15 protein-coding genes are annotated in these 20,108 nt (G+C 70.9%); 2 read left to right on the forward strand and 13 right to left on the reverse strand.

All coding sequences use genetic code 11. The annotated features are described in order from the left end of the window. Positions 1 to 422 precede the first annotated feature (422 nt). Positions 423 to 1,934 (forward strand): BTAD domain-containing putative transcriptional regulator, encoded by a 1,512-nt coding sequence (locus tag ACIBI5_RS37980; RefSeq protein ID WP_397254017.1) that lies wholly within the window; start codon positions 423 to 425, stop codon positions 1,932 to 1,934. Between the two features lie 133 nt (positions 1,935 to 2,067). On the opposite strand, the gene ACIBI5_RS37985 is transcribed toward ACIBI5_RS37980, so the two are convergent. The 8 genes from ACIBI5_RS37985 to ACIBI5_RS38020 form a co-directional block, all read right to left on the reverse strand. Next, positions 2,068 to 3,657: an ABC transporter permease gene (locus tag ACIBI5_RS37985; RefSeq protein WP_397254018.1), complete on the reverse strand. Its 1,590-nt coding sequence runs from the start codon at positions 3,655 to 3,657 to the stop codon at positions 2,068 to 2,070. Then, positions 3,654 to 4,550: an ABC transporter ATP-binding protein gene (locus ACIBI5_RS37990; protein ID WP_397254020.1), complete on the reverse strand. Its 897-nt coding sequence runs from the start codon at positions 4,548 to 4,550 to the stop codon at positions 3,654 to 3,656. The genes ACIBI5_RS37985 and ACIBI5_RS37990 overlap by 4 nt, the downstream gene beginning before the upstream one ends. Before the next feature lie 480 nt (positions 4,551 to 5,030). Next, a complete protein-coding gene (locus tag ACIBI5_RS37995; RefSeq protein WP_397254022.1) occupies positions 5,031 to 6,458 on the reverse strand; it encodes a sulfatase-like hydrolase/transferase in 1,428 nt (475 codons plus the stop codon). Further along, a complete protein-coding gene (locus ACIBI5_RS38000; protein ID WP_397254024.1) occupies positions 6,445 to 7,443 on the reverse strand; it encodes a Gfo/Idh/MocA family protein in 999 nt (332 codons plus the stop codon). The genes ACIBI5_RS37995 and ACIBI5_RS38000 overlap by 14 nt, the downstream gene beginning before the upstream one ends. Next, entirely contained in the window at positions 7,436 to 8,545 is a 1,110-nt protein-coding gene (locus ACIBI5_RS38005) for a substrate-binding domain-containing protein (RefSeq protein WP_397254026.1), read from the reverse strand. Before ACIBI5_RS38005 ends, ACIBI5_RS38000 begins: the two co-directional genes overlap by 8 nt. Continuing rightward, positions 8,542 to 9,387 carry a carbohydrate ABC transporter permease gene (locus ACIBI5_RS38010; RefSeq protein ID WP_397254028.1) on the reverse strand — a complete coding sequence of 282 codons (846 nt, stop codon included), beginning with the start codon at positions 9,385 to 9,387 and terminating at the stop codon, positions 8,542 to 8,544. The genes ACIBI5_RS38005 and ACIBI5_RS38010 overlap by 4 nt, the downstream gene beginning before the upstream one ends. 12 nt (positions 9,388 to 9,399) lie before the next feature. Then, on the reverse strand, positions 9,400 to 10,353 hold the full coding sequence (locus tag ACIBI5_RS38015) for a carbohydrate ABC transporter permease (RefSeq protein WP_397254030.1): 954 nt from the start codon (positions 10,351 to 10,353) through the stop codon (positions 9,400 to 9,402). Next, positions 10,353 to 11,648, reverse strand: a complete 1,296-nt coding sequence (locus ACIBI5_RS38020) for an ABC transporter substrate-binding protein (protein ID WP_397254032.1) — start codon at positions 11,646 to 11,648, stop codon at positions 10,353 to 10,355. Before ACIBI5_RS38020 ends, ACIBI5_RS38015 begins: the two co-directional genes overlap by 1 nt. A gap of 198 nt (positions 11,649 to 11,846) precedes the next feature. Here ACIBI5_RS38020 and ACIBI5_RS38025 point away from each other — a divergent pair, with 198 nt between their 5' ends. Next, the gene (locus tag ACIBI5_RS38025) at positions 11,847 to 14,909 is read left to right on the forward strand and encodes a chondroitinase family polysaccharide lyase (RefSeq protein ID WP_397254034.1); all 3,063 of its coding nucleotides are present in this window, start codon (positions 11,847 to 11,849) and stop codon (positions 14,907 to 14,909) included. Between the two features lie 199 nt (positions 14,910 to 15,108). On the opposite strand, the gene ACIBI5_RS38030 is transcribed toward ACIBI5_RS38025, so the two are convergent. Genes ACIBI5_RS38030 through ACIBI5_RS38050 form a run of 5 tightly spaced genes read right to left on the reverse strand, consistent with a single transcriptional unit; the run spans position 15,109 to position 19,994 of the window. Next, positions 15,109 to 15,879 (reverse strand): DUF1295 domain-containing protein, encoded by a 771-nt coding sequence (locus ACIBI5_RS38030; RefSeq protein WP_397254036.1) that lies wholly within the window; start codon positions 15,877 to 15,879, stop codon positions 15,109 to 15,111. Continuing rightward, positions 15,876 to 17,045 carry a class I SAM-dependent methyltransferase gene (locus ACIBI5_RS38035; RefSeq protein ID WP_397254038.1) on the reverse strand — a complete coding sequence of 390 codons (1,170 nt, stop codon included), beginning with the start codon at positions 17,043 to 17,045 and terminating at the stop codon, positions 15,876 to 15,878. The genes ACIBI5_RS38030 and ACIBI5_RS38035 overlap by 4 nt, the downstream gene beginning before the upstream one ends. Continuing rightward, complete coding sequence (locus ACIBI5_RS38040) at positions 17,042 to 18,178, reverse strand: class I SAM-dependent methyltransferase (RefSeq protein WP_397254040.1); 1,137 nt, start codon at positions 18,176 to 18,178, stop codon at positions 17,042 to 17,044. The genes ACIBI5_RS38035 and ACIBI5_RS38040 overlap by 4 nt, the downstream gene beginning before the upstream one ends. Continuing rightward, positions 18,175 to 18,792, reverse strand: a complete 618-nt coding sequence (locus ACIBI5_RS38045; RefSeq protein ID WP_397254042.1) for a DUF1365 domain-containing protein — start codon at positions 18,790 to 18,792, stop codon at positions 18,175 to 18,177. Before ACIBI5_RS38045 ends, ACIBI5_RS38040 begins: the two co-directional genes overlap by 4 nt. Further along, positions 18,789 to 19,994: an NAD(P)/FAD-dependent oxidoreductase gene (locus tag ACIBI5_RS38050; RefSeq protein ID WP_397254044.1), complete on the reverse strand. Its 1,206-nt coding sequence runs from the start codon at positions 19,992 to 19,994 to the stop codon at positions 18,789 to 18,791. The genes ACIBI5_RS38045 and ACIBI5_RS38050 overlap by 4 nt, the downstream gene beginning before the upstream one ends. Positions 19,995 to 20,108: the final 114 nt, after the last annotated feature.

The raw sequence follows: 20,108 nt of genomic DNA on the forward strand, positions 1-20,108 counted from the left end.
TATGGACCGGCACATTCCTGTACCGCCCTGCAGGCGCTCAGCCTGGGGCTTTGCCGAGGAAGAGGCAGTTTCCGGGGAGGCCGGGTCTCCGTCCGGGCCGTTGGTCCGCCGCGGCACCGGGTTCTGCCGGTCAGGCGGCGGAACCCGGTGGCTGGCCTGGGATTTCTCCGGCCGGGCTGCGGTACAGGACCGTGCCATCGGCCGTGAATACGCTCGTGGGATGCAGGCAGCCGGCACGAGCGGCATCTGGATTGCCGACAGGCCCGAGCACTCCCCCGGGACGAGATCGCCGAGGCGGCGCGCCTGGCTGCTGAACGAACGGGCCGGGTGATTCACCGCGCCAGAATCTCGTTCTCCATTTTTCACCCGGAGCGGCAGAGGGGCCTGCCGCGATGTTCGCAGGAAGACATGGAGGGGGCAGCGTGCACATTGAATTCGGGGTGCTCGGGGAGCTTTGTGCGTCCATGGATGGGAAAGAGGTCGATCTCGGCCCGGCCCGGCAGCAATCCGTGCTCGCTGCGCTCCTGGCGGACGCCAATCACACGGTCTCCCTGGGTCAGCTTGCGGACCGAGTCTGGGGTCAGGATCCGCCCGAGCACATGGCGGCAACGGTGCGTAGCTATCTTTCCCGGCTCCGTGCGGTGCTGCCGACCGAGGAGTGGGCCATTGAGAGCCGTTCCGGTGGCTATGTCGTACGCGTCGAAGAGATGGCAGTGGACCTGCACAGATTTCGCGGGCTTCTCGGCCGTGCCCGTGCCGTGACCGGCGAAGAGGATCAGGTGCTGTTGTATCAGCAGGCGCTCGGTCTGTGGCGGGGTGAGGCGTTCGCCAACCTGGACAGCACGTGGCTGAATCAGCTCAGAAACGCACTGCAGACCGAACGTCTCGCGGCAGCGCTGGACTACCACGACATACAGTTGCGGCGCGGCGAGCACATCATGCTGCTCCCCGGCCTCCTGGCCCTGATCACCGACCATCCATTGGATGAGCGACTGGCCGGGCAGTTGATACTCGCGCTCTATCGCAGTGGCCGCCAGGCCGAGGCGTACTTTCACTACGAGAACATTCGCCGGAAACTGGCTGACGAGCTGGGCATCGATCCCAGCCCGCGCCTGCGGCAGCTCTATCAGAACATGCTCGCAGGAGAGCCCTTCGACGGCTGGATGCCACAGAAAGCCCAGATCGACACAACCGGCTCCGTGATTCCTCAGCAGCTTCCGGCGAACATCAGAAGGTTCATCGGCCGCCAGTCAGAGCTACGGCGATTGAACACTCTGCTTGCCGGAAGAAGGCAGGCGGAGGTGGTCGTCATTTCGGGATCCGCCGGCATCGGGAAGACGTCGCTGGTCGTCCACTGGGCGCATGCGATTCGCGATGAATTTCCGGACGGTCAGATATATCTGGACCTCCGGGCGTTCGCAGCGTCCAGCCCGACCACGGTACGCGGATTGTTGCAAACGCTGGGTGTGCCGTCGTGGCGGATACCTGCGGAGCTCGACGCGCAGATCGGGATGTATCGCAGCCTGCTGGCGACCAAGAAGGTGCTGATCGTGCTGGATGACGCCAGTGACTCCGCACCGACACGCTCACTCCTGGCCGGCGCGCCCGGGTCCCTGACCCTGGTCACCAGCAGGAATCGGCTGATCGATCTCGTGGCGGCGACCGATGCCCACCTGCTGTTGCTGGAGCCGTTCACGAGAGAAGAGGCTCGGCAAATGCTGAACCATCGTCTCGGCGCGGACAGAGTCGCGGCGGAATCCATGGCCGCGGACAAGCTCGTCGAATGGAGCGCGGGACTCCCGCAGGGGCTCGCGGCGGTGACCGCCTGCGCCCTCGCCTATCCCCATCTCCGGCTCGCCGATCTCACTGACCGGCTGAACAGATCCGGGCCTGGACACGCACCGACCACGCGAGCCTTGAGAACGAGCGCCTAGCGATCTTGGCTGCCGGCCCGAGGACGTCGAAGGCGAGCCGGCGGATCGGCCCGTCGTGGCGACGTCCGGGGCGAGGGGCAGGACGTCGGAAGAGACGTCCCTGACGTGCGAGGCCCGGGGGTGCTCGTCGTGGTCAGCCGAGGTCGCGGCGGTTGAGTCTGTTCAGAGCCACGGCGCCGAGCGCCGCCGTCAGGGCCAGGATGACCACCGGGGAGACGATGGTGAACGACGCTCCCGCCACGGTGTTGGCCGTGTAGTGAAACGGCTCGGCCCGGCTCCATCCCCACAAGCCGATCAGCGGCCCGAGCAGGTCACCGATCAGCACCACCAACCCCCACGCCGCCCAGGAGAGCGCGACGGACGCCCGCGGCAGCACGCACACGGCCAGCGCGGCGACCGCCCCGACGAGCCAGGCGGCCGGTACGTGCGCCAGCGTGCCCAGCAGCACCCGGGGCAGGTCGGCGGCCGGATCACCGAGGATCAGCGAGTAGACCAGCCCGGTGACCAGCCCGCCGAGCGCCAGCAGCGCCGGCGTCCCCGCGGCGGCCACGGCCAGATGCGCCGCGGCCCAGCGGGTACGGCTCACCGCGGTGGCCAGCAGCGCCTCGGCACGGCCGGAGCGCTCTTCCTGGTGCAGCCGGAGCGTCGCCACCACCGGGTAGAGGGCGATCGTGTACGCCAGCATGAGCACGATGACCCACAGATAGGCGTCGACCGGGTCGGCGGACGGCCCGCCGTACCGCTGAAGGAAGCCCGCCAGGACCTCCGCGGGCTGCTGCGCCAGGCGCGGGGCGGCGCCGCTGAGGCTCGCGAAGAGCACCGAGGCCACCACGACGCCGGCGGCCCACTTGAGCATCATGCCCCGCTGCAGCCGCCAGGCCAGGCTGAACGGGCCTTTCAGTCGCGGGCCGGTGGCGGGGCCGGGCCGTTCGAGCAGGAGTCCGGCGCCCAGGTCGCGGCGCGCGGCCAGTCTGTAGGCGAGCGCCAGCAGGACCGCGCCGGTCACGGCGGACAGGGCGAGCACCCACCAGCGGTCGGCCGCGTACGCACGGACCAGGTGGCTCCAGCCGAGCGGCGACAGCCAGGCGAGCCAGGTCAGACCCGAGGCGTCGCCGACGTAGCGGAGCACGTACGACACGCCGAGTACGAGCAGGCCGAGCCCGGTCGCGTTCCGCATGGTCTGCGTGAGCTGGGCGACCACGGCGGCCACGGCGGCGAACACCAGGCCGGCGGCCGCGATCGCCCCGCCGTAGGCCAGCGTGCCTTGGACCTCGACGCCGCTCATGACGAGCGCGGCGGCCGTGAGCGTCGCGGAGAGCAGGGAGGCGAGCGCCGCGACGACGAGCGCGGCGGTCAGCGGGGCGTGGCGGCCGATCACGCCGGCGCGTAGCAGTTCCTGGCGCCCGTCCTCCTCCTCCGCCCTGGTGTGACGGAGGACGATGGTCATCGCCATCCAGGCGGTGAGCAGGTACAACATGCCGCCGCTGCGCCACGCCGCCATCGCCGCGGCGGACGGCTCCGGCACCGGCCCGCCGAGTCCGAGGAACACCGGGTTGACGGAGATCAGCTCCGCGTAGACGCGCACGTCGTGCGCCGTGGGGAAGTAGCCGTTGATGTAGGTGAGCAGTCCCGTGGCGAGCAGGACCACGACGAGGATCCAGAGCGGCGAGCGGATCCTCTCGCCGCGCACGACCAGCCCGAGCAGCAGGCCGGTGCCGGTCATCGGGCCGCTCCCGCGCTCTGGTAGTGGCGCAGGAACAGTTCCTCCAGGCTCGGCGGGTTGCAGGTCAGGCCGCGCACGCCGATGACCGCCAGCCTGGCGAGCAGCGCGTCCAGCGCGTCGGCGTCGACCAGGCAGGTCAGCCGGCCGTCCGTCACCGACACCCCGTGAACGCCCGGCAGCCGGTCGAGGCCGTCGGGCGGCCCGGCCAGCTCGGCGGTGACCGACGTGCGGGTGAGCTCGCGCAGTTCGGCCAGGGTGCCCGACTCCACGTTACGGCCGGCGCGGATGATGCTGACCCGGTCGCACACGGCCTCGACCTCGGACAGGATGTGGCTGGACAGCAGCACGGTACGGCCCGCCCGCTTCTCCTCCGCGACGCACGCGCTGAAGGCCGCCTCCATGAGGGGGTCGAGGCCCGAGGTGGGTTCGTCGAGGATGAGCAGTTCGGCGTTGGAGGCGAGGGCGGCGACCAGGGCGACCTTCTGCCTGTTGCCTTTCGAGTAGGTCCGGCATTTCTTGCGCGGGTCGAGCTCGAACCTGTCCGTCAGCTCCGCGCGGCGTCGCTCGTTCAGGCCGCCGCCCGAGCGTGCGAGCAGGTCGATCACCTCGCCGCCGCTGAGGGCCGGCCACAGGGTCACGTCGCCGGGCACGTACGCCAGGCGCTGGTGCAGCTCGCAGGCCTGCTGCCAGGGGTCGCCGCCGAGCAGCCGTATTCGGCCGGAGTCGGCGCGTACCAGGCCCAGCAGGATGCGGATGGTCGTGGACTTTCCCGCGCCGTTCGGGCCGAGAAAGCCGTGCACCTCGCCGGGGCGGACGGTCAGGTCCAGTCCGTCCAGTGCGCGCGTCGCGCCGTAGGACTTCGTGAGGCCGGCGACCGAGATCAGATCGTTCATGGTGTCATTCCTTGTGAAGGACGGGTCCGGATCCGGGCGCGCCGAAGAAGCGGCCCGGCGGCGCCGGGCCAGAGCCGGGCGTGCCCGGGTTCAGAGGTTCTGGGTGACGCCCCTGGCATCGGCCTGCTCGAGTACCGCGATGGACTCCCCGGCCGGGCGGGTCCGCCCGGTCCGCTCCCCTGCCATGCGATCCCTCTAGGTCATCCAAAATGCCAGCAATTTCAGACTAGACTAAAATTGCTGGCATGAACAGCCTCCCACGACACAGGGGCCCAGGACGTCCCGCCCATCGAGCTCTCGCCGCGTCGCAGCCCCCCGCAACGCGATCAGCCGCGGCACCGCCGCGCGGCGACAAGCCACCGCTGCAAGACGTGGTTCCGGCCGGCCACGCGATCGTCGGTCAGTACCAGCGCCTTCGGGCGGTTCGACCACACCGACGGCGCCAGGCTGCGAGGGCCCGACCTTCGAGCACCTGCTGAGCTAGGCGCTCCCGTAGTGCGGGACCACCGGGAACGGCGGCGGCTCGAAGGCCGCCGTTCCCGCCGCGCCGGGGGCGGTCTGCCCCGCCCCCGTCACGGGCAGCGCCCGCCCATCGGCCGCCGGGTCGGCGTAGGCGGTGAACCAGGCGTCCATCCGCGCCGCGAGCTCGTCCTGTACGGCGTGCGTCCCGGCCAGGTTGCGCTCCTCGCCCGGGTCCACGGCCAGGTCGTAGAGCTCGTGCGGACCGTACGGGTAGCGGTGCACGTACTTCCAGCGGCTGGTCCGGATCATGCGGACCGGGCCGTACTCGTCGAAGACCACCACCGACGCGTCCGGGTCCCCCGGGGCACCCGCGAGTACCCCGGCGAACGAGCGGCCGGGCAGGTCGGGATCGTCGCCGCCGAGGCCGAGGTGGTCGAGCAGCGTGGGCCGCATGTCGTAGGCCGACAGCAGGGACTCGCACACCCGCCCGCCTGGCACCCTGCCCGGCTGGCTGACGATCGCCGGCACCTTGACCGAGCTGTCGTACATGTTCTGCGGGAACGTCCCGTTGCCCTTCCCCCAGATCCCGTGGTGCCCGCAGTTGAACCCGTTGTCGCTGGTGAAGACCACCAGCGTGGAGGAGGTGAGGCCGAGCGAGGACAGCGTGGCCAGCACCCGCCCGATCCCGGCGTCCATCGCCGACACCGCCGCGAAGTAGCCGGTCAGCGCCGCCCGCGTGTCCGGCTCACCGCCGACGGGAGCCCCGCGGGAGCCGTACTTCTGCCAGGGGTGCGGCTCCCCCTGCGGGCACGACTCGAACGCGCACCCGTCGTAGAGCGCCTCGAACGCGGCGGGATGCTGCCCCTGCCACGGCTTGTGCGGAGCGGTGTAGTGCAGCGACAGGTAGAACGGCGCGTCCTGTTCCGCCTCCGCGCGCAGGAACGCGCACGCCTCGCCGGTGAACACGTCGGTCAGGTAGCCGGGCTCGTCCCGCCGGACGCCCTGGTCGTAGAGCACCGCGCCGCGGTACGGCCCGCCGCCGCTCTCGTGCGCCAGCCATCGCACGAACCCCGGTCTGGGCCGGTCGTTGGCCCCCAGGTGCCACTTGCCGACCAGCCCGAGACGGTACCCGGCCTCGTGCAGGTCGTCGGTGAACAGCCGCCGCCCGGCCAGGAAGTCCACCCCGTCCGGCCCCGCGTGCCCCCGGCTGATCCAGTCGTGCACGCCGTGCCGCGACGGGATCTCCCCGCTGAACAGCGAGGCGCGGGCGGGCGAGCAGACGGGGGAGGCGCAGAAGAAGTTCGGCAACCGCACCCCCTCGGCGGCCAGCGCGTCGAGGTGGGGGGTGCTGATCTCCGGGTTGCCCGCGCAGCCGAGCGCCCACGGCCCCTGGTCGTCGCTGAGGATGAACAGGACATTGGGCCGGAGCGGGTCACGGCTGGCCAACGAGCACCTCCGTGGCGACCGGGCGGCCCTCGGCGGCCGAGGCGTAGGCGGCCAGCACGACCTGCACGACGTGCCGCCCGTGCGCGCCGGTCACGGCGGGCTCGACGCCGTGCCGTACGGCGTGCGCGAAGTCGGTGAGCTGGGCGGCGAAGGCGGCGGCGATGTCGCCGGGGGCGGTCCGGTGCAGCCAGGTGGTGGCGCCGTCGCGGTGCAGGGCGGCGCCGGCCGAGGCGGAGACGACCAGGGAGCCGCGCTCGCCGACGACGGTGAGTTCGTCGTGCGCGGGGGGCGGGCCGGTGCTGGTCACCGTGATCTGGGCGGTGAGGCCGCCGGTGAGCGAGAGCCGTACCAGGGCGTCGGTCTCGATGGGTGAGCCGTGCACGGTGGCCTCGACCTGTTCGGCTCGGCGGCCGGTCAGCCAGAGGAGCCGGTCCACGCAGTGCGCGCCGATGTTGATCAGCACGCCGCCGCCGGAGACGGCCGGGTCGAGGAACCAGGCGGGGCGTGAGCCGGGACGGTAGTCGGAGCCGCGCCGGTCGGAGAGCAGCAGCGGTGCGCCGATCTCGCCCTCGGCGAGGGCGGCCATGGCGGCGGCCTTGGCGGGCAGGAAGCGCTGGATGTGGCCGACGGCCAGGCGTACCCCGGCGCGGGCGCAGGCGTCGATCATCAGGTCGGTGTCGGCGAGCGTGGTGGCCATCGGCTTCTCGACGAGCACGTGCAGGCCCGCCGCCGCCGCGTCGCGGACGATCGCGGTGTGCAGGGCGTGCGGGGTGTTGACGAGGACCGCGTCCACCTCGCCGGAGGCGATCAGGTCGTGGTGGGTGGCGTGTACGCGGGCGCCGTGCGGGGCGGCCAGGCGGTGGGCCGCCTCCAGGTTCGGGTCGCAGACGGCGTTCACCCGGACGCCGGGCACGGCGGTCGCGGCCTCGGCGTGCAGAGCGCCGACGGCGCCCGCGCCGACCAGTCCGAGACGGAGTTCAGTCAATGGTGGTCTCCCCCGAGGAGGCGCCGCAGGAGCGGCGCACGACGATGCCGGGGCGAAGCCGTACCTGGTGGCGGGGCAGGCCGGGTTCGCGCAGGCGGCGTAGCAGGAGTTCGGCCGCATGGCGGCCGAGGTGGCGCTTGGGCGGGGAGACCGCGGTGAGCGGGATCTCCGCCAGGTCGGCGATCTCGTCGTCGTAGGCGACGATCGCCAGGTCGCCGGGCACGTCGAGGCCAAGCCGCCGGGCGGCCGAGGCCACGAAGGTGGCCTCGCGGTCGCCGAAGCATACGACCGCGGTGACGCCGTCGGCGGTGATCCGCCGCACGTGCTCGTCGGCGACGCGCGGATTCCACTCGCTCTGCGGCGCGGCGAACGGCTCGGCGGCGCCCAGCCCGAGTGCGGCGACCGCGGTGGTGAACCCTCTGGTGACGGGGGCGGCGGTCGGGTTGCCCGACCGGGTGAGCAGGGCCAGGCGGGTGTGGCCGAGGGCGGCGAGGTGGCGTACGGCCAGGTGGCCGCCGGCCTCGTGGTCGGTGCGGACGTGCTCGCTGGGGTCGTCGCCGTCGTCGAGGCCGCGTTCCATCAGCACGACCGGCACGGGCAGCGCGGTGAGCCTGCCGACCACGGCCGCCGGATCGCCCCGCCCGATGAGGGTGGGCACGACCAGCAGGCCGTCGACGCCGGAGTCGAGCATGCGGCGCAGCGCCGCCTCCTCCTCGGTCGGCTCGTAGCGGGAACAGGCCAGCATCAGCCTGGCGCCCGCGCCGGTGAGCGTCTCCTCGATGCCCTCGAGCACGCGCGGGTAGTACAGCGTGGTGTCGGGGACGATGACGCCGACCAGCGCGGCCTCGCCTCTGACGGCGGAGGCGTGCTCGACGACGAAGGTGCCCGCGCCCTGCCGCCTGATCACCAGACCCTCGCCGACGAGCTCGTCGACCGCCCGCCGGACAGTGGTGAGGCTGACCTCGTGGGTGCGGGCGAGCTCCTGCTCGGTGGGCAGTTTCGCGCCGGTGGGCCAGACGCCGGAGCGGATCTCCGCGCGCAGCTCGGCGGCCAGCCGCTGGAACTTGAGCTCACGAGCCATGTGCACGACGTCCGTCCTCATTTCACCGACCCCAGGGTCATGCCCTCGATGATCCTTCTGCCCAGCCAGACGTAGCAGGCGAGAACGGGCAGCACAACCGTGCAGACTCCGGCGAACAGGCCGCCCCAGTCGGCTCCGTTGTACTGCATGCGCTGCAGGAAGCCGAGCAGGGCGAGGGAGAGGGTGGCGTTCTCCTCGCTCTGCAGGAAGATCAACCCGAACAGGGTCTCACCCCAGTGCTGAATGATGTTGAGGATCATCGCGGTGATGATGCCGCTGCGCGCGAGCGGCAGCATGATCTGCCAGAACGTGCGGTTGGGCGTGGCCCCGTCGAGGGCCGCCGCCTCCTCCAGTTCCTTGGGCAGCGAGCCGAAGAAGCCGGTGAGGAAGAAGACGGTGAACGGCATCGAGGTGGCGACGTAGAGGATCCAGAGTCCGGTGAGGCTGTCCACAAGGTAGAGCTGGTTCATCATGACGTACAGCGGCAGCACGATGACCTGGGACGGGATGCCGAGGCCGAGGGCGAAGAAGGCGGTGATGCCGCTGTTCCAGCGGGTCAGGATGCGGCTCAGGGCGTAGGCGGCGGGGGCGGCCAGAGCGATGGTGGCCACGGCGGTGCCGACGGTCAGCAGCAGCGTGTTGACGGTGGCGCCGCCGAAGTCGCTGGCCGTCCAGGCGCGCGAGTAGTTGTCCCAGTGAGGGTCGGTGGGCAGCGCCCAGGGGGCGGCGAAGATGTCGCGGGTGGACTTGAGCGAGGTCAGCAGCATCCAGATCGCTACGGCCACGCTGAACAGGGCGAACAGCCAGGCGAAGGGCGAGCCGAGCAGTTTGGCCGGGCCGGGGAGCCGGCGGAGTGCGTTCATCGGGGCCTGCTTTCAGAACTGGACCGTGTCGCGGCGGAACAGCCGGCGCAGGACCACGACCAGCACGCCGACCAGGGCGAGCATGACCATGCCGGTGGCGGCGGCGGAGCCGTACTTGGGTACGCCGCTGGAGAAGGCCTCGGCGTAGGCGTACAGCGCGGTGTTCCAGACCTTGGTCGGGGGGAGTTGCCCGGCGGCTCCGGCGAACGCGTAGATGAACTCGAAGATCTTGATCGCGCTGATGCTCCAGAGCACCGCGCAGACTCCGACGACGTCCCACATCAGCGGGAAGGTCACGTGCCTGAAGCGCTGCCAGGCGTTGGCGCCCTCCAGGTCGCACGCCTCGTACAGGTCCTTGGGGATGCGGTCGACGGCGGCCATCAGGATCGTGGTGAAGAAGCCGGTCTGCACCCATACCAGGCCGATCATGATGACGGTGAAGAGGTTCTCGGTGCCCAGCCAGTTGGGTGGCTGGTCCACGCCGAAGGCCCGCAGCGCCTGGTTGACGACGCCTTCGGCCTGGAACAGGAAGCCCCACAGGATGGACAGCACGACGCCGGAGACGATGTTCGGGAAGAAGATGATCGCCCGGACCGCCTTACGGCCCGTCATCTCGCGCAGGATGATCGTCAGCAGGAAGCTGAGCGCGAAGGTGGCGCCGCCGACCACGAACAGGATGGTCAGCGTGTTCAGGAAGGAGTCGTGGAAGATCGGGTCGAGCAGCAGCCGCCGGTAGTTGTCGATCCCGGCGAACTCCATCGGGCCCGCGCCCGCCCAGGTGTTCAGGCTGATCCAGGCGGTGGCGAGGGTGGGCAGGATGTAGAAGACGACGTACAGGACGAGCGCGGGCGCGACGAACGGCCAGAACAGGCGGCGCCGCCGGCGGGCGAGCGGGCTGGTCCGCTCGGCGGGGGCGGCGGGCGCGGGACCGGTGGTCTTGGATCGCCTGACTGCGGTGACGGTCATCAGGCGTTGAGCTTCCAGAAGTCGACGGAGGTGCTCTTGAGCTTGGCGACGAACTCGGCGGCGGAGAGCTTCCCGGTGATCAGGTCGGTGTTCACCGGTTGGAAGACCTTGGTGTACCAGTCGGCGTGGTCCATCTTCACCCCGTCGAGCGCGGCGTGCGTCTCGGCGGTGTCCAGAGTCTTCTTGACGTCGGCGAGGACGGAGGGCACGTCGATGTCGGCGCGCGGGGTGATGTTGTTCGCCTCAGAGGCGATCTTGGACAGGCGGTCCTTGTTCATGAAGTGAGCGATGAACCGTTCCGCCGCGTCGGCGTTTCGGGCCTGGGCCGGGATGGCGAAGCCGATCAGCGAGATCTCCTGGGTCTGCTGCCCGGTGGCGCCCTTGGGGAAGGGGAAGGAGCGGTACTCGAAGCCTTCCTTGGCCGACGGTTTGGTCTCGCTCGGCGCGAACGTGCCCAGCAGCAGGAAGTCGGCGTCGCCGCCGGCCCACTTCTGCTGGATGGCGGGGAACTTGCTGCCGTCGTAGCCCTTGACGAAGTAGCCGCCCTTGACGATCTGCTCGATCTTCTGGATCGCGGTCACGAACGCGGGGTCGTCGAACTTCGCGCCCGTCTTGTCGGTGGCGGCGGCGCCGAACGCGCCGGGCCCGAGGTCGCGCAGCACCGCGTGGTAGGTCCAGAAGGCGGAGTAGTCGGCGATGTCGGCGTCCAGCGCCAGCGGTCCTCCGCCGCGCGCGGCCTTGCGCTTGTCCAGCAGGGCGACGAAATCCGCCCAGTTCTGCGGCGGCGCGGCGGCCACGTCCTTGAGGGCGTTGCCGTCGTACCAGATCTGCTCGGCCAGCACCTCGTACGGCACCAGCCACGCCTTGCCGTCCTGGGTGGCGTAGTCCCGGTACTTCTGGTCGATGACGTCCCCCACCTTCTTGCCCGTCTCCCCGGGGATCTCCCGCGCGTACACGCCGGTCAGGTCGCGGCCCTGCCCGGTGGCGACGAAGGTGGACTTGACGAACCGGTCGGCGGAGTCGACCAGGTCGGCGGGCACGTTCCTGGTGTTGAGGGTCGGGGCGAGCTGCTTGGCGACGTCGCGGCCCTTCCATTCGACCTTGACCTTGACGCCCGTTTCCTTGGTGAACGAGGCGATCGCCGACTCCAGCACCTTGGCCTGGGGTTCGCCGGCCTTCCACATGGACCAGTAGACGAGCTCGTCGGCGGCCTCCTTGGACGAGCCGCCGCAGGCCGCGAGGCCGAGAGCGAGCGCGCCCACCGCGGTCACGGTTTTCAGCAGGGATGCGTTCATCGAACACTCCGGGAGGGTGGGGAGGGGTTTCGGTCATCCTGCTCGCCCGTTCATTACAGAGTCAACACCATGAATTAGGAATGAATCTGCGGACCTGCGCGAATGCTGCCACCTTCTCGTGGAACTGCTCGGGATTACGTCTTTATTCATCCCTTAGTCGTCCCGTTGGATACGGCCAACCGAGCCGAGGGAGGCCGCATGCCGGAGATCACTCGTAGGACCGCGCTCATGGCGGGGGCGGCGGGAGCCGCGGGAGCCGTACTGCTGCCGCCTGGGCGGGCGGGCGCCGTGGTCGACGGCGACCTGGAGCAGCGGGCGATGGCCATGCGGCCGCCCGTGTTCCTGCTGGAGTCCGCCGTGCCGCCGCACTTCACCGCGGGCCGCGGCTCGACGCTGACGATCAGCGAACAGGTGGCGGTGTGCGGCACCCGATCCCTGCGCTGGGAGTACGGCGAGCGCTCGACGATCACCGTGAAGGCGCCGCTGCGCTGGGCCCCCGACCCCTACCGGCCGGGAGACGACCAGGCCTGGCAGGGGCTGGTGGACGCGTTCGCGGTGTGGATCCACAACGAGACGCCCGTCGACGACGTGGTCCGCTTCGAGTTCGGGCGCGGCGAACGGACCGACGCCTGGTTCGCGTTCAGGCTCGGCTTCACCGGCTGGCGTACGGCATGGGTGCGCTACGCCTACGACATGCACGGCCGCCCGCACCGGGACATGGACACGCTGCGCATCGTGGCGCCCAAGCGGGCGGGCGTCCTGCACCTCGACCAGCTGATGCTCAACGTGCCGCTGCGGCCGGACGCGCCGTGCGGCGACGCGCAGGTGCCCGGCATCGCGAAGGAGGGCCCGGACTACGACAACCAGCACTGGCAGGCGCTCTACCTGTTCGACAAGCTGCTGTCCGAGGCGGAACCGGACTCGGCCCCGCCCACGGCGGAGGAGACCGCCTCGCTGCGGGCACTGCACACCCGCTACCACGACGGCTACCTGATCGCGCCGGTCAAGGTGGACGTGGCCGCGCTCACCGCGCAGACCGAGGCGCTGATGGGCCGCCCGGTGCACTCCTACCAGGCGCAGATCTACCCGGTGGAGATCGCCGCCGAGCTCAAGGCGTTCGTCAACCCGGTCACCCTGCGCGTCTGCACCGACCTGATGAAGAGCGTCGCCCAGGCCCACCAGGCCGGCCCCGCCGACCGGCCCGCGCTGGCCGCGCTCTACCTGAGGATCGTCGGCCACCTGCGCGAGCAGGGCTGGACCAGGGGAAGCTGCCAGGGCACCATCCATCACCTGGGCTACGACGCGCGCGGCTACTACGACTCGGTGTACCTGATGCGCGAGGCGCTGCGCCAGGCCGGGATGCTGGAGGAGATCCGCGCCGACCTGGACTGGCTGACCGGCCTGGGCCGGATCTTCCGCGGCTGGAAGCACCGGATGGCGCACGGCAGCACGATGGACATCCACAACACCACCGCGCGCGGCATGCTGGCCGCCGTGCTGCTGCGCGACACCGAGGCCGAACAGGTGGCCTACCTGCGGGTGCTGCGCGACTGGCTGAGCGAGTCGCTGCTGCCGACGACCGGCATCCAGGACGGGCTCAAGGCCGACGGGACGGCCTTCCACCACGTCGGCTTCTTCCCCGACTACGTCCGCGACGGGTTCGGCGGGCTGGCCCCGATCGTGCACGTGATGAGCGGCGGCGCCTTCGCCCTGTCCGCCGAGGCGTACGGCTGGCTGAAGAAGGCGCTGCTCACCATGCGCGTCTACGCCAACAAGAACCACTGGCCGATCTCGATCAGCGGGCGCAACCCGATCGGCACCACCGGGCTGTCCGTCGTGCCGTACCAGTGGCTGGCCGTCGACGCCGCCGGGGAGCCCGACCCGGAACTGGCGGCGGCGTTCCTGCGACTGCTGCCCGCCTCCCCCAGCGGCGCGCAGAAGGCGCTGGCCGCCCGGCTGGCCGCGCGCGGCATCACCGCGGAGGCGTCGCCGACCGGCAACTGGACGCTCAACTACGCCGCGCTGAACGTGCACCGGCGAGGCGACTGGCAGGTCAGCGTGCGCGGGCACAACCGCTACCTGTGGAGCACCGAGATCTACGTCGGCGCGAACTGGTACGGCCGTTACAACACCTACGGCCAGATCCAGGTGCTGCACCGCGGCGAGCCGGTGACCAACCTCGACAGCGGCTACGCGCACAACGGCTACGACTGGAACCGGCGGCCGGGCACCACCACCATCCACAAGCCGCTCGACCGGCTCCGCGGGGATCTCACCGGGGCGATCGAGGAGATGCTGCTCACCGACTCGCGTTTCGCCGGTTCGTGCAGCATCGACGACAAGCACGGCCTGTTCGCCATGGACCTGCGCGAGCACCCCAGGTACGAGGGCTCGCACCGGGCCCGCAAGTCGGTGTTCCTGTTCGACGAGCGAGTGGTCGCGCTCGGCACCGGCATCACCAACGACGACGCGGTCAACGACACCGAGACCACGCTCTTCCAGACCCGGCACGTGGGCGACGTGCTGGCCGACGGGACCGCGCTGCCGTATCCCCATCCGGCCGCCGAGACGGGGGCGCGGTGGCTGCTGGACGACAAGGGAATCGGCTACTACCTGCCCCCCGGCCAGCGGGTCGGGGTGTCGCGCGGGCCCCAGTCCTCCCGGCACAACGCCACGGAGGCGGCCACCGCCGGCGACTTCTCCACCGCCTGGATCAAACATGGGACCGCGCCGCGGCAGGGGGCCTACCACTACGCCATGGTCGTCGGCGCGACCGCCGAGGGGATGGCCGCGTTCGCCGCCGGGATGGCGGAGGCGCAGCGGGCGCCGTACACGGTGGAGCGGGCCGACACCCGCGCCCACGTGGTCACCGACCGGCAGACCGGGATCACCGGCTACGCCGTCTTCGAGCCGACCGGCCTGGACGGGGTGATCCGCCGCGTCGACACCCCGGCGCTGCTGCTCACCCGCCGGGACGGCGAGGCTCTGGTGGTCGCCGTGAGCGACCCCGACCTGCGGCTCTACTCCGGGATCGACCACGACCAGTACGAGCGCGGGCGCTACGTCGGCCACTTCAGCCCGTGGTCGCGGCGGTGGCTGACCAGCGCGAGCCACCCCCACCTGCTGCGGGTCACCGTGGCGGGCCGGTGGCGCGCGGACGACGACCAGCCCTGCACCGCCCGCGCGCACGGCGATCGCACGATCATCACCTTCGAGACCGTCGACGGACGCCCCTTGCAGGTACGCCTCACGCCCGCGTGACTTCGTGCCCTCTCATCGGGGCCGGGTCATGGTCTGCCGGATGGCTACCAGGTGGCGGAGCACTCACGGGTCCGCCACCTTTCTCCGCTGGGCCGTCGCAGCAACCCGATCCGGGGAGGGCGGCAAGAGCGTACCGCGTCAAAGGGGACCAACGACGCATGACCTCACGGCAGACGCCGAGCGCTCGCCTGGCGCACGCTCATCGGCGCTTGGGCGGCAGAGGAATGAAGCCGCTGGTGCGGCGGACGTAGTCGGCATATCCCGGCCGGGTGGCCGACAGCCGCCGTTCCAGCAGGGGCTTGCCGGTCTTGGCGAGCAGGAAGTACGTCATGACGAGCGGAGAGAGGAGGGTCAGGACGCCGGGCCGGCGTTCGGCGGCGATGAGGAAGAGTCCCCACCAGATGGCGGCGTCGCCGAAGTAGTTGGGGTGGCGTGTGTAGCGCCACAGACCGGTGTCCAGCACGCGTTCCTTGTTGGCGGGGTCGGCGCGGAAGCGGGCCAGTTGCCGGTCGCCGACGGTCTCGAAGACGAACCCGACCAGCCACAGCGCCACGCCCGCCCAGCCCAGCCGGCCGACCGGCCCGGTCGTGGTCATGCCGACCTGGACGGGCAGCGAGACGAACAACATGATCAGGCCCTGGGTGAGGTAGATCGTCCGGAAGGCGTAGGCGTCGCGGCTGCCCGGGGCCTTGGCCAGGAGGGTCTCGTAGCGGGGGTCTTCGCCGCCGCCGGCGACCCGCCGGCCGAGGTGCAGGGCCAGTCGTAGCCCCCACAGGCAGGTCAGGGCGAGCAGCAGCGAACCGCGCAGCGGATCGCCGCCGCCCTGAAGGAAGGCGGCCAGCGCGATGACGGCGAAGCCGAGGCCCCAGGCCGCGTCGATCACGGCGTGCTTGCCCACCTTGATCGCCACTCCAAAGGTGATCACCATGAGGAAGGCCACCGTGGCCGCGCAGGACAGGAAGACGTTCACCGTGGTCTCCTCAGCACGATCTGATGAACGTCCATGCGGCCCTGCTCGAAGGCGAGCAGGCCGCCGGCCAGGTACAGCTGCCACACGCGGGCGCGCTCCTCGCCGATCAGTGTCCTGACCTCCGCCAGGCGTTGATTGAACCGGTCCTGCCAGGCTTGGACGGTCCGCACGTAGTGGTGCCCGAGCGAGCGGGTGTGATCCACCACGAATCCGGCGCGCGACAGCATGGCGGTGGTCCGCGCCAGGGGTCTCATGTGCATGTCGGGGGCGATGTAGCGTTCGATGAACGGCCCGCCGCCGGGCCGGCGATCGCGCGACATCTGCTGGATGAGCGCTCTGCCGCCGGGGCGCAGCAGCCGGTACAGCGCGGCCGCGTAGCCGGGGTAGCCGGCCTGGCCGACGTGCTCGCCCATCTCGATGGAGCTGATCGCGTCGTAGGGGCCGTCGGCGAGGTCGCGGTAGTCCTGCGACCTGATGTCCACCGGTAGTCCTGCGGCCCGGTCGAGGGCGAACCGCCGCTGGGCGGCCGAGAGCGTGACGCCGACGACCGCCACACCCCGCTCGCGCGCCGCGTGCAGGGCCAGTGATCCCCAGCCGCAGCCGACGTCGAGGATGCGCATGCCGGGCCGCAGGTTCAGGTCGTCGCAGATGCGGTCGAGTTTGCGGCGTTGCGCCCGCTCCAGATCGTCGCCGGGTCCGAAGACGGCGCACGAGTAGGCCATCGAATCATCCAGGAGGAGCTGGTAGAACGCGTTGGACAGGTCGTAGTGGTGGGCGATGGCGGCGCGGTCGCGTCCGCGGGTGTGCAACCGGCCGCGCAGCCGTGCCTCCGCGGCCGGGACCGCGGGCCGGGGGCCGAGCACGCCCGGCAACCGGATCAGCGCCAGCAGGTCGCGCGGGCGTGGGCGGAAGGCGGGCGCGGCGCGTACCCGGCGCAGGGTCTGGGTGAGGTCACCGTGGAAACGGAGGTGGCCGCTGATGTAGGCCCTGGCCAGGCCGAGCTCGCCCGGACTCCACAGCAGGTGCCGGGCGGCGACGGGGCTGCGCAGTTCGAGCGCCGGGCCGTCGCCGTGTGTGCTGCCGTCCCAGAACCGGATCGTCACCGGCGGCCTTCCGCCGAAGAGCGCGTCGATCGAGTGTCCCGCTCGGGCCGCGATCGTCGTCAAGGGCGTCCCCTTTCCATGGTGAGCTGCCAGACGTCGAGGTAGCCGGAGCGGAATCCGGCTTCGGAGTAGGCGAGATAGAACCTCCACATGCGGTGGAAGGTCTCATCGAAGCCGAGTTTGGTGATGAGGTCGTGCTGCTGCGTGTAGCGTTCGCGCCACAGTCTCAGGGTGTGGGCGTAGTGCTCGCGTAGCGACAGCCGTTCCACGATGCGCAGCGGCCCGAGCAGGCTCTCGATCGCGGGGACAGAGGGCAGCATGCCGCCGGGGAAGATGTGCTTCTGCACCCAGGTGTGCGTGCCGAGTGTGGCCAGCATGCGATCGTGCGGCATCGTGATGGCCTGCAGCGCGATCCGGCCGCCCGGGGCCAGGCGCCGCCGGAGCACCGCGAAGTAGTCCGGCCAATGCCGGGCGCCGACGGCCTCGATCATCTCGGCGCTGACGATCGCGTCGTAGCTTCCGTCGACTTCGCGGTAGTCGCAGAGCCGGAAGTCCGGCTTTCCCGGGAAGCGGGTGGCGCTCGCTCGTTCGCGGGCCCGTTGCGCCTGCTCCTCGGACAGGGTGATCGAGACCACGTCGGCGCCTCGCCGGGCGGCGCGGATGGCCAGTTCGCCCCATCCGCTGCCGATCTCCAGCAGGCGCGTGCCCGGCCCGACCCTGGCCTGCGTCAGCAGGCGGTCGATCTTGCGGTGCTGCGCGGGCGCCAGGTCGGCCCACGTCGCGGCGGCCGGGTCGGCGAACCAGGCCGCCGAGTAGGTCATGCCCTCATCGAGGAAGGCGGCGAACAGCTCGTTGGACAGGTCGTAGTGCCGCGCGATGTTTCGGCGCGCCCCCTCCGGGCTGCCGCGTACGGCCAGCGGAGCCCTCGGCAGGGCCAGCCGCCGCAGCCGCTGCAGTGACGGCGGCACGAGCGTGCCGACCTCGCCGGCCAGCGCGGTCAGCACGCCGACGAGGTCGTCGGCGTCCCAGTCTCCCGCCGTGTAGGACTCGCCGAACCCGATCAGCCCATCAGCGCCCACCCGGCGGAAGAACGCGTCGGGCCGATGGAGTCGAAGTCCGGTCAAGGCGGGGCCCATGCGGCGGGCGACGTGCAGGAACAGCTGCCGGGCCAGCTGGGCCCGCAACCAGGCGGTCATCGGTCCACTCCAGGCGGCTGGATCGTGAGCCCACGCAGATACAGGCCGATCCCCTGGCGGCGGATGCGGGCGCTGGTGAAGACCGGAGCCAGGACGTGACGCGCCTTCATGGCCGGCACCCTGCGTCCGCGCACACTGGCGGCGAAAGGGGGCCTGCCCTGCCGGTGCAGGGTGACCGTCAGGCGGAGCCGTTCATCGGGGATCGGCAGATCGATGCGGTAGAAGCCGTCGACCTCGTTGAAGGGCGAGACGTGAAACTCCTTGGCGGCCTCGCGCGCGCCCGGCCGCAGAAGGTAGCGGTGGCGCCCGCCGTAGGTGTTGCGCACCTCGGCGACCGTGGCCGCGAGCCGGCCGCCGGAAAAGCACCAGTGCACCCGCAAGGGGTCGAAGGCCCAGCCCAGCAGCCGGTGGTGGGCCAGGGTCAGCACCCGGTCGGCGGCCAGCTCATGGCGGGCAAGGAACGCGTCGAGGTCACCACGGCCCGCGGGCGGCGCGACCAGCGATCCGCGTGGTGGTTCGTCGGCATCGGCCAGGCACAGTGCCGTGCGGTAGCGGAAGGTGTTGCGCACCGGCTCGGCCCTGGCGTGGGTGATCACGCACTCGTAGAGGATCACCAGTCACCGCCCAGCGCCTGGGCGGCCAGCAGCCCGGAGCGGCAGCCGTCTTCGTGGAATCCCCAACCGTGGTAGGCGCCGGCGAAGGCGATGCGCCGATCGTTGAGCCAGGGCAGGCGCCGTTGCGCCGCGACCGACTCGGGGGTGTATGCCGGATGCCGGTAGACCATGCGCGCGATCTCATGGTGCGCGGCGATCGGTTCACCCAGGCTGACCAGGTACGGCTGGCCCTGCAGGCGGTTCATGTCGTAGCTCACCCGCACACTCGGCACGGCGGCGGCACGGCAGTCCATGCGCAGATTCCACGACGCCCGCGCCCCGGCGGCCCGCGGAAGGACCGTGGTGTCGGTGTGCAGGACGGCTTCATTGCGCGAGTAGGTGAAGGCGCCGAGCACCTCACGCTCGGCCTCCGTAGGCGCGGCCAGCAGGCGCAGCGCCTGGTCGGGATGGGTGGCCACGACCGCGGCCGCGAAGGTGTGCCGGCCATCGGCGACCAGCTCCACGCCGTCGCCCGAGCGGCGCAGCCGGATCACCGGACAGCTTGTGCGCACGGCCGGCAGGTGCTTGGCGATGCGCTCCACATAGGCGCGCGAGCCGCCGACGACGGTGCGCCAGCGCGGAGATCCGCCCACCGCCAGCATCCCGTGGTTACGCAGGAAGGTGAACAGGTGGCGGGCCGGATACTGCAAGGCCCTGGCCGGTGTGCACGACCAGACCGCCGAGATCAGCGGCGCGAGGAAGTGCGTGCCGAAGTAGGGGGTGAAGCCGCTGGCGAACTCACCGAGCGTCCGATCCTGGCCCGAGGCCAGGGCCTGCCGCGCCGCCCGGCGGAAGCGCGGCACCTCACCCAGCATGCGCAGGTACGCCGGCCGTACCCGGCCCTGGGCCAGAAGCCCGGTCAGTCCCTTGCCGCCCGCGTACTCCAGCCCGCAGCCCGCGCACGAAACGGACAGGCTCATCTGCGATGCGCGGGTCTCGACGCCGAGCTCGGCGAACAGCCGCGTCAGCAGCGGATAGGTCCGGCGGTTGTGCACGATGAAGCCGCTGTCCACGGCCCCGGTCGGCACGTCGTGGGTGTGCGCGTGGCCGCCGAGCCGCTCGTCGGCCTCGAACAGGGTCACGTCGTGGTCTCGTTGCAGCACGTAGGCCGCGGTGAGACCGGCGATGCCGCTGCCGATCACCGCGATCCTGCGTCGTTCCATGATCACTTCCCCAGAAAGGAAACCGGTCGAACAGCTCCACATACGCCTATTCGGAGCCGACGGGCCGGCGGTTGCCCTCCTGGAGAAATTTGTTCAGCAGGCTGAGCATAAGCA

Source organism: Nonomuraea sp. NPDC050540 (assembly GCF_044457485.1).
Lineage (GTDB): Bacteria > Actinomycetota > Actinomycetes > Streptosporangiales > Streptosporangiaceae > Nonomuraea.

Excerpts from the sequence above, each read along its gene's own strand:
- ACIBI5_RS37985 (WP_397254018.1), bottom strand. The coding sequence starts at position 3,657 with ATGACCGGCACCGGCCTGCTGCTCGGGCTGGTCGTGCGCGGCGAGAGG.
- ACIBI5_RS37990 (WP_397254020.1), bottom strand. The coding sequence starts at position 4,550 with ATGAACGATCTGATCTCGGTCGCCGGCCTCACGAAGTCCTACGGCGCG.
- ACIBI5_RS38005 (WP_397254026.1), bottom strand. The coding sequence starts at position 8,545 with ATGAGGACGGACGTCGTGCACATGGCTCGTGAGCTCAAGTTCCAGCGG.
- ACIBI5_RS38010 (WP_397254028.1), bottom strand. The coding sequence starts at position 9,387 with ATGAACGCACTCCGCCGGCTCCCCGGCCCGGCCAAACTGCTCGGCTCG.
- ACIBI5_RS38015 (WP_397254030.1), bottom strand. The coding sequence starts at position 10,353 with ATGACCGTCACCGCAGTCAGGCGATCCAAGACCACCGGTCCCGCGCCC.
- ACIBI5_RS38020 (WP_397254032.1), bottom strand. The coding sequence starts at position 11,648 with ATGAACGCATCCCTGCTGAAAACCGTGACCGCGGTGGGCGCGCTCGCT.
- ACIBI5_RS38025 (WP_397254034.1), top strand. The coding sequence starts at position 11,847 with ATGCCGGAGATCACTCGTAGGACCGCGCTCATGGCGGGGGCGGCGGGA.
- ACIBI5_RS38040 (WP_397254040.1), bottom strand. The coding sequence starts at position 18,178 with ATGACCGCCTGGTTGCGGGCCCAGCTGGCCCGGCAGCTGTTCCTGCAC.
- ACIBI5_RS38050 (WP_397254044.1), bottom strand. The coding sequence starts at position 19,994 with ATGGAACGACGCAGGATCGCGGTGATCGGCAGCGGCATCGCCGGTCTC.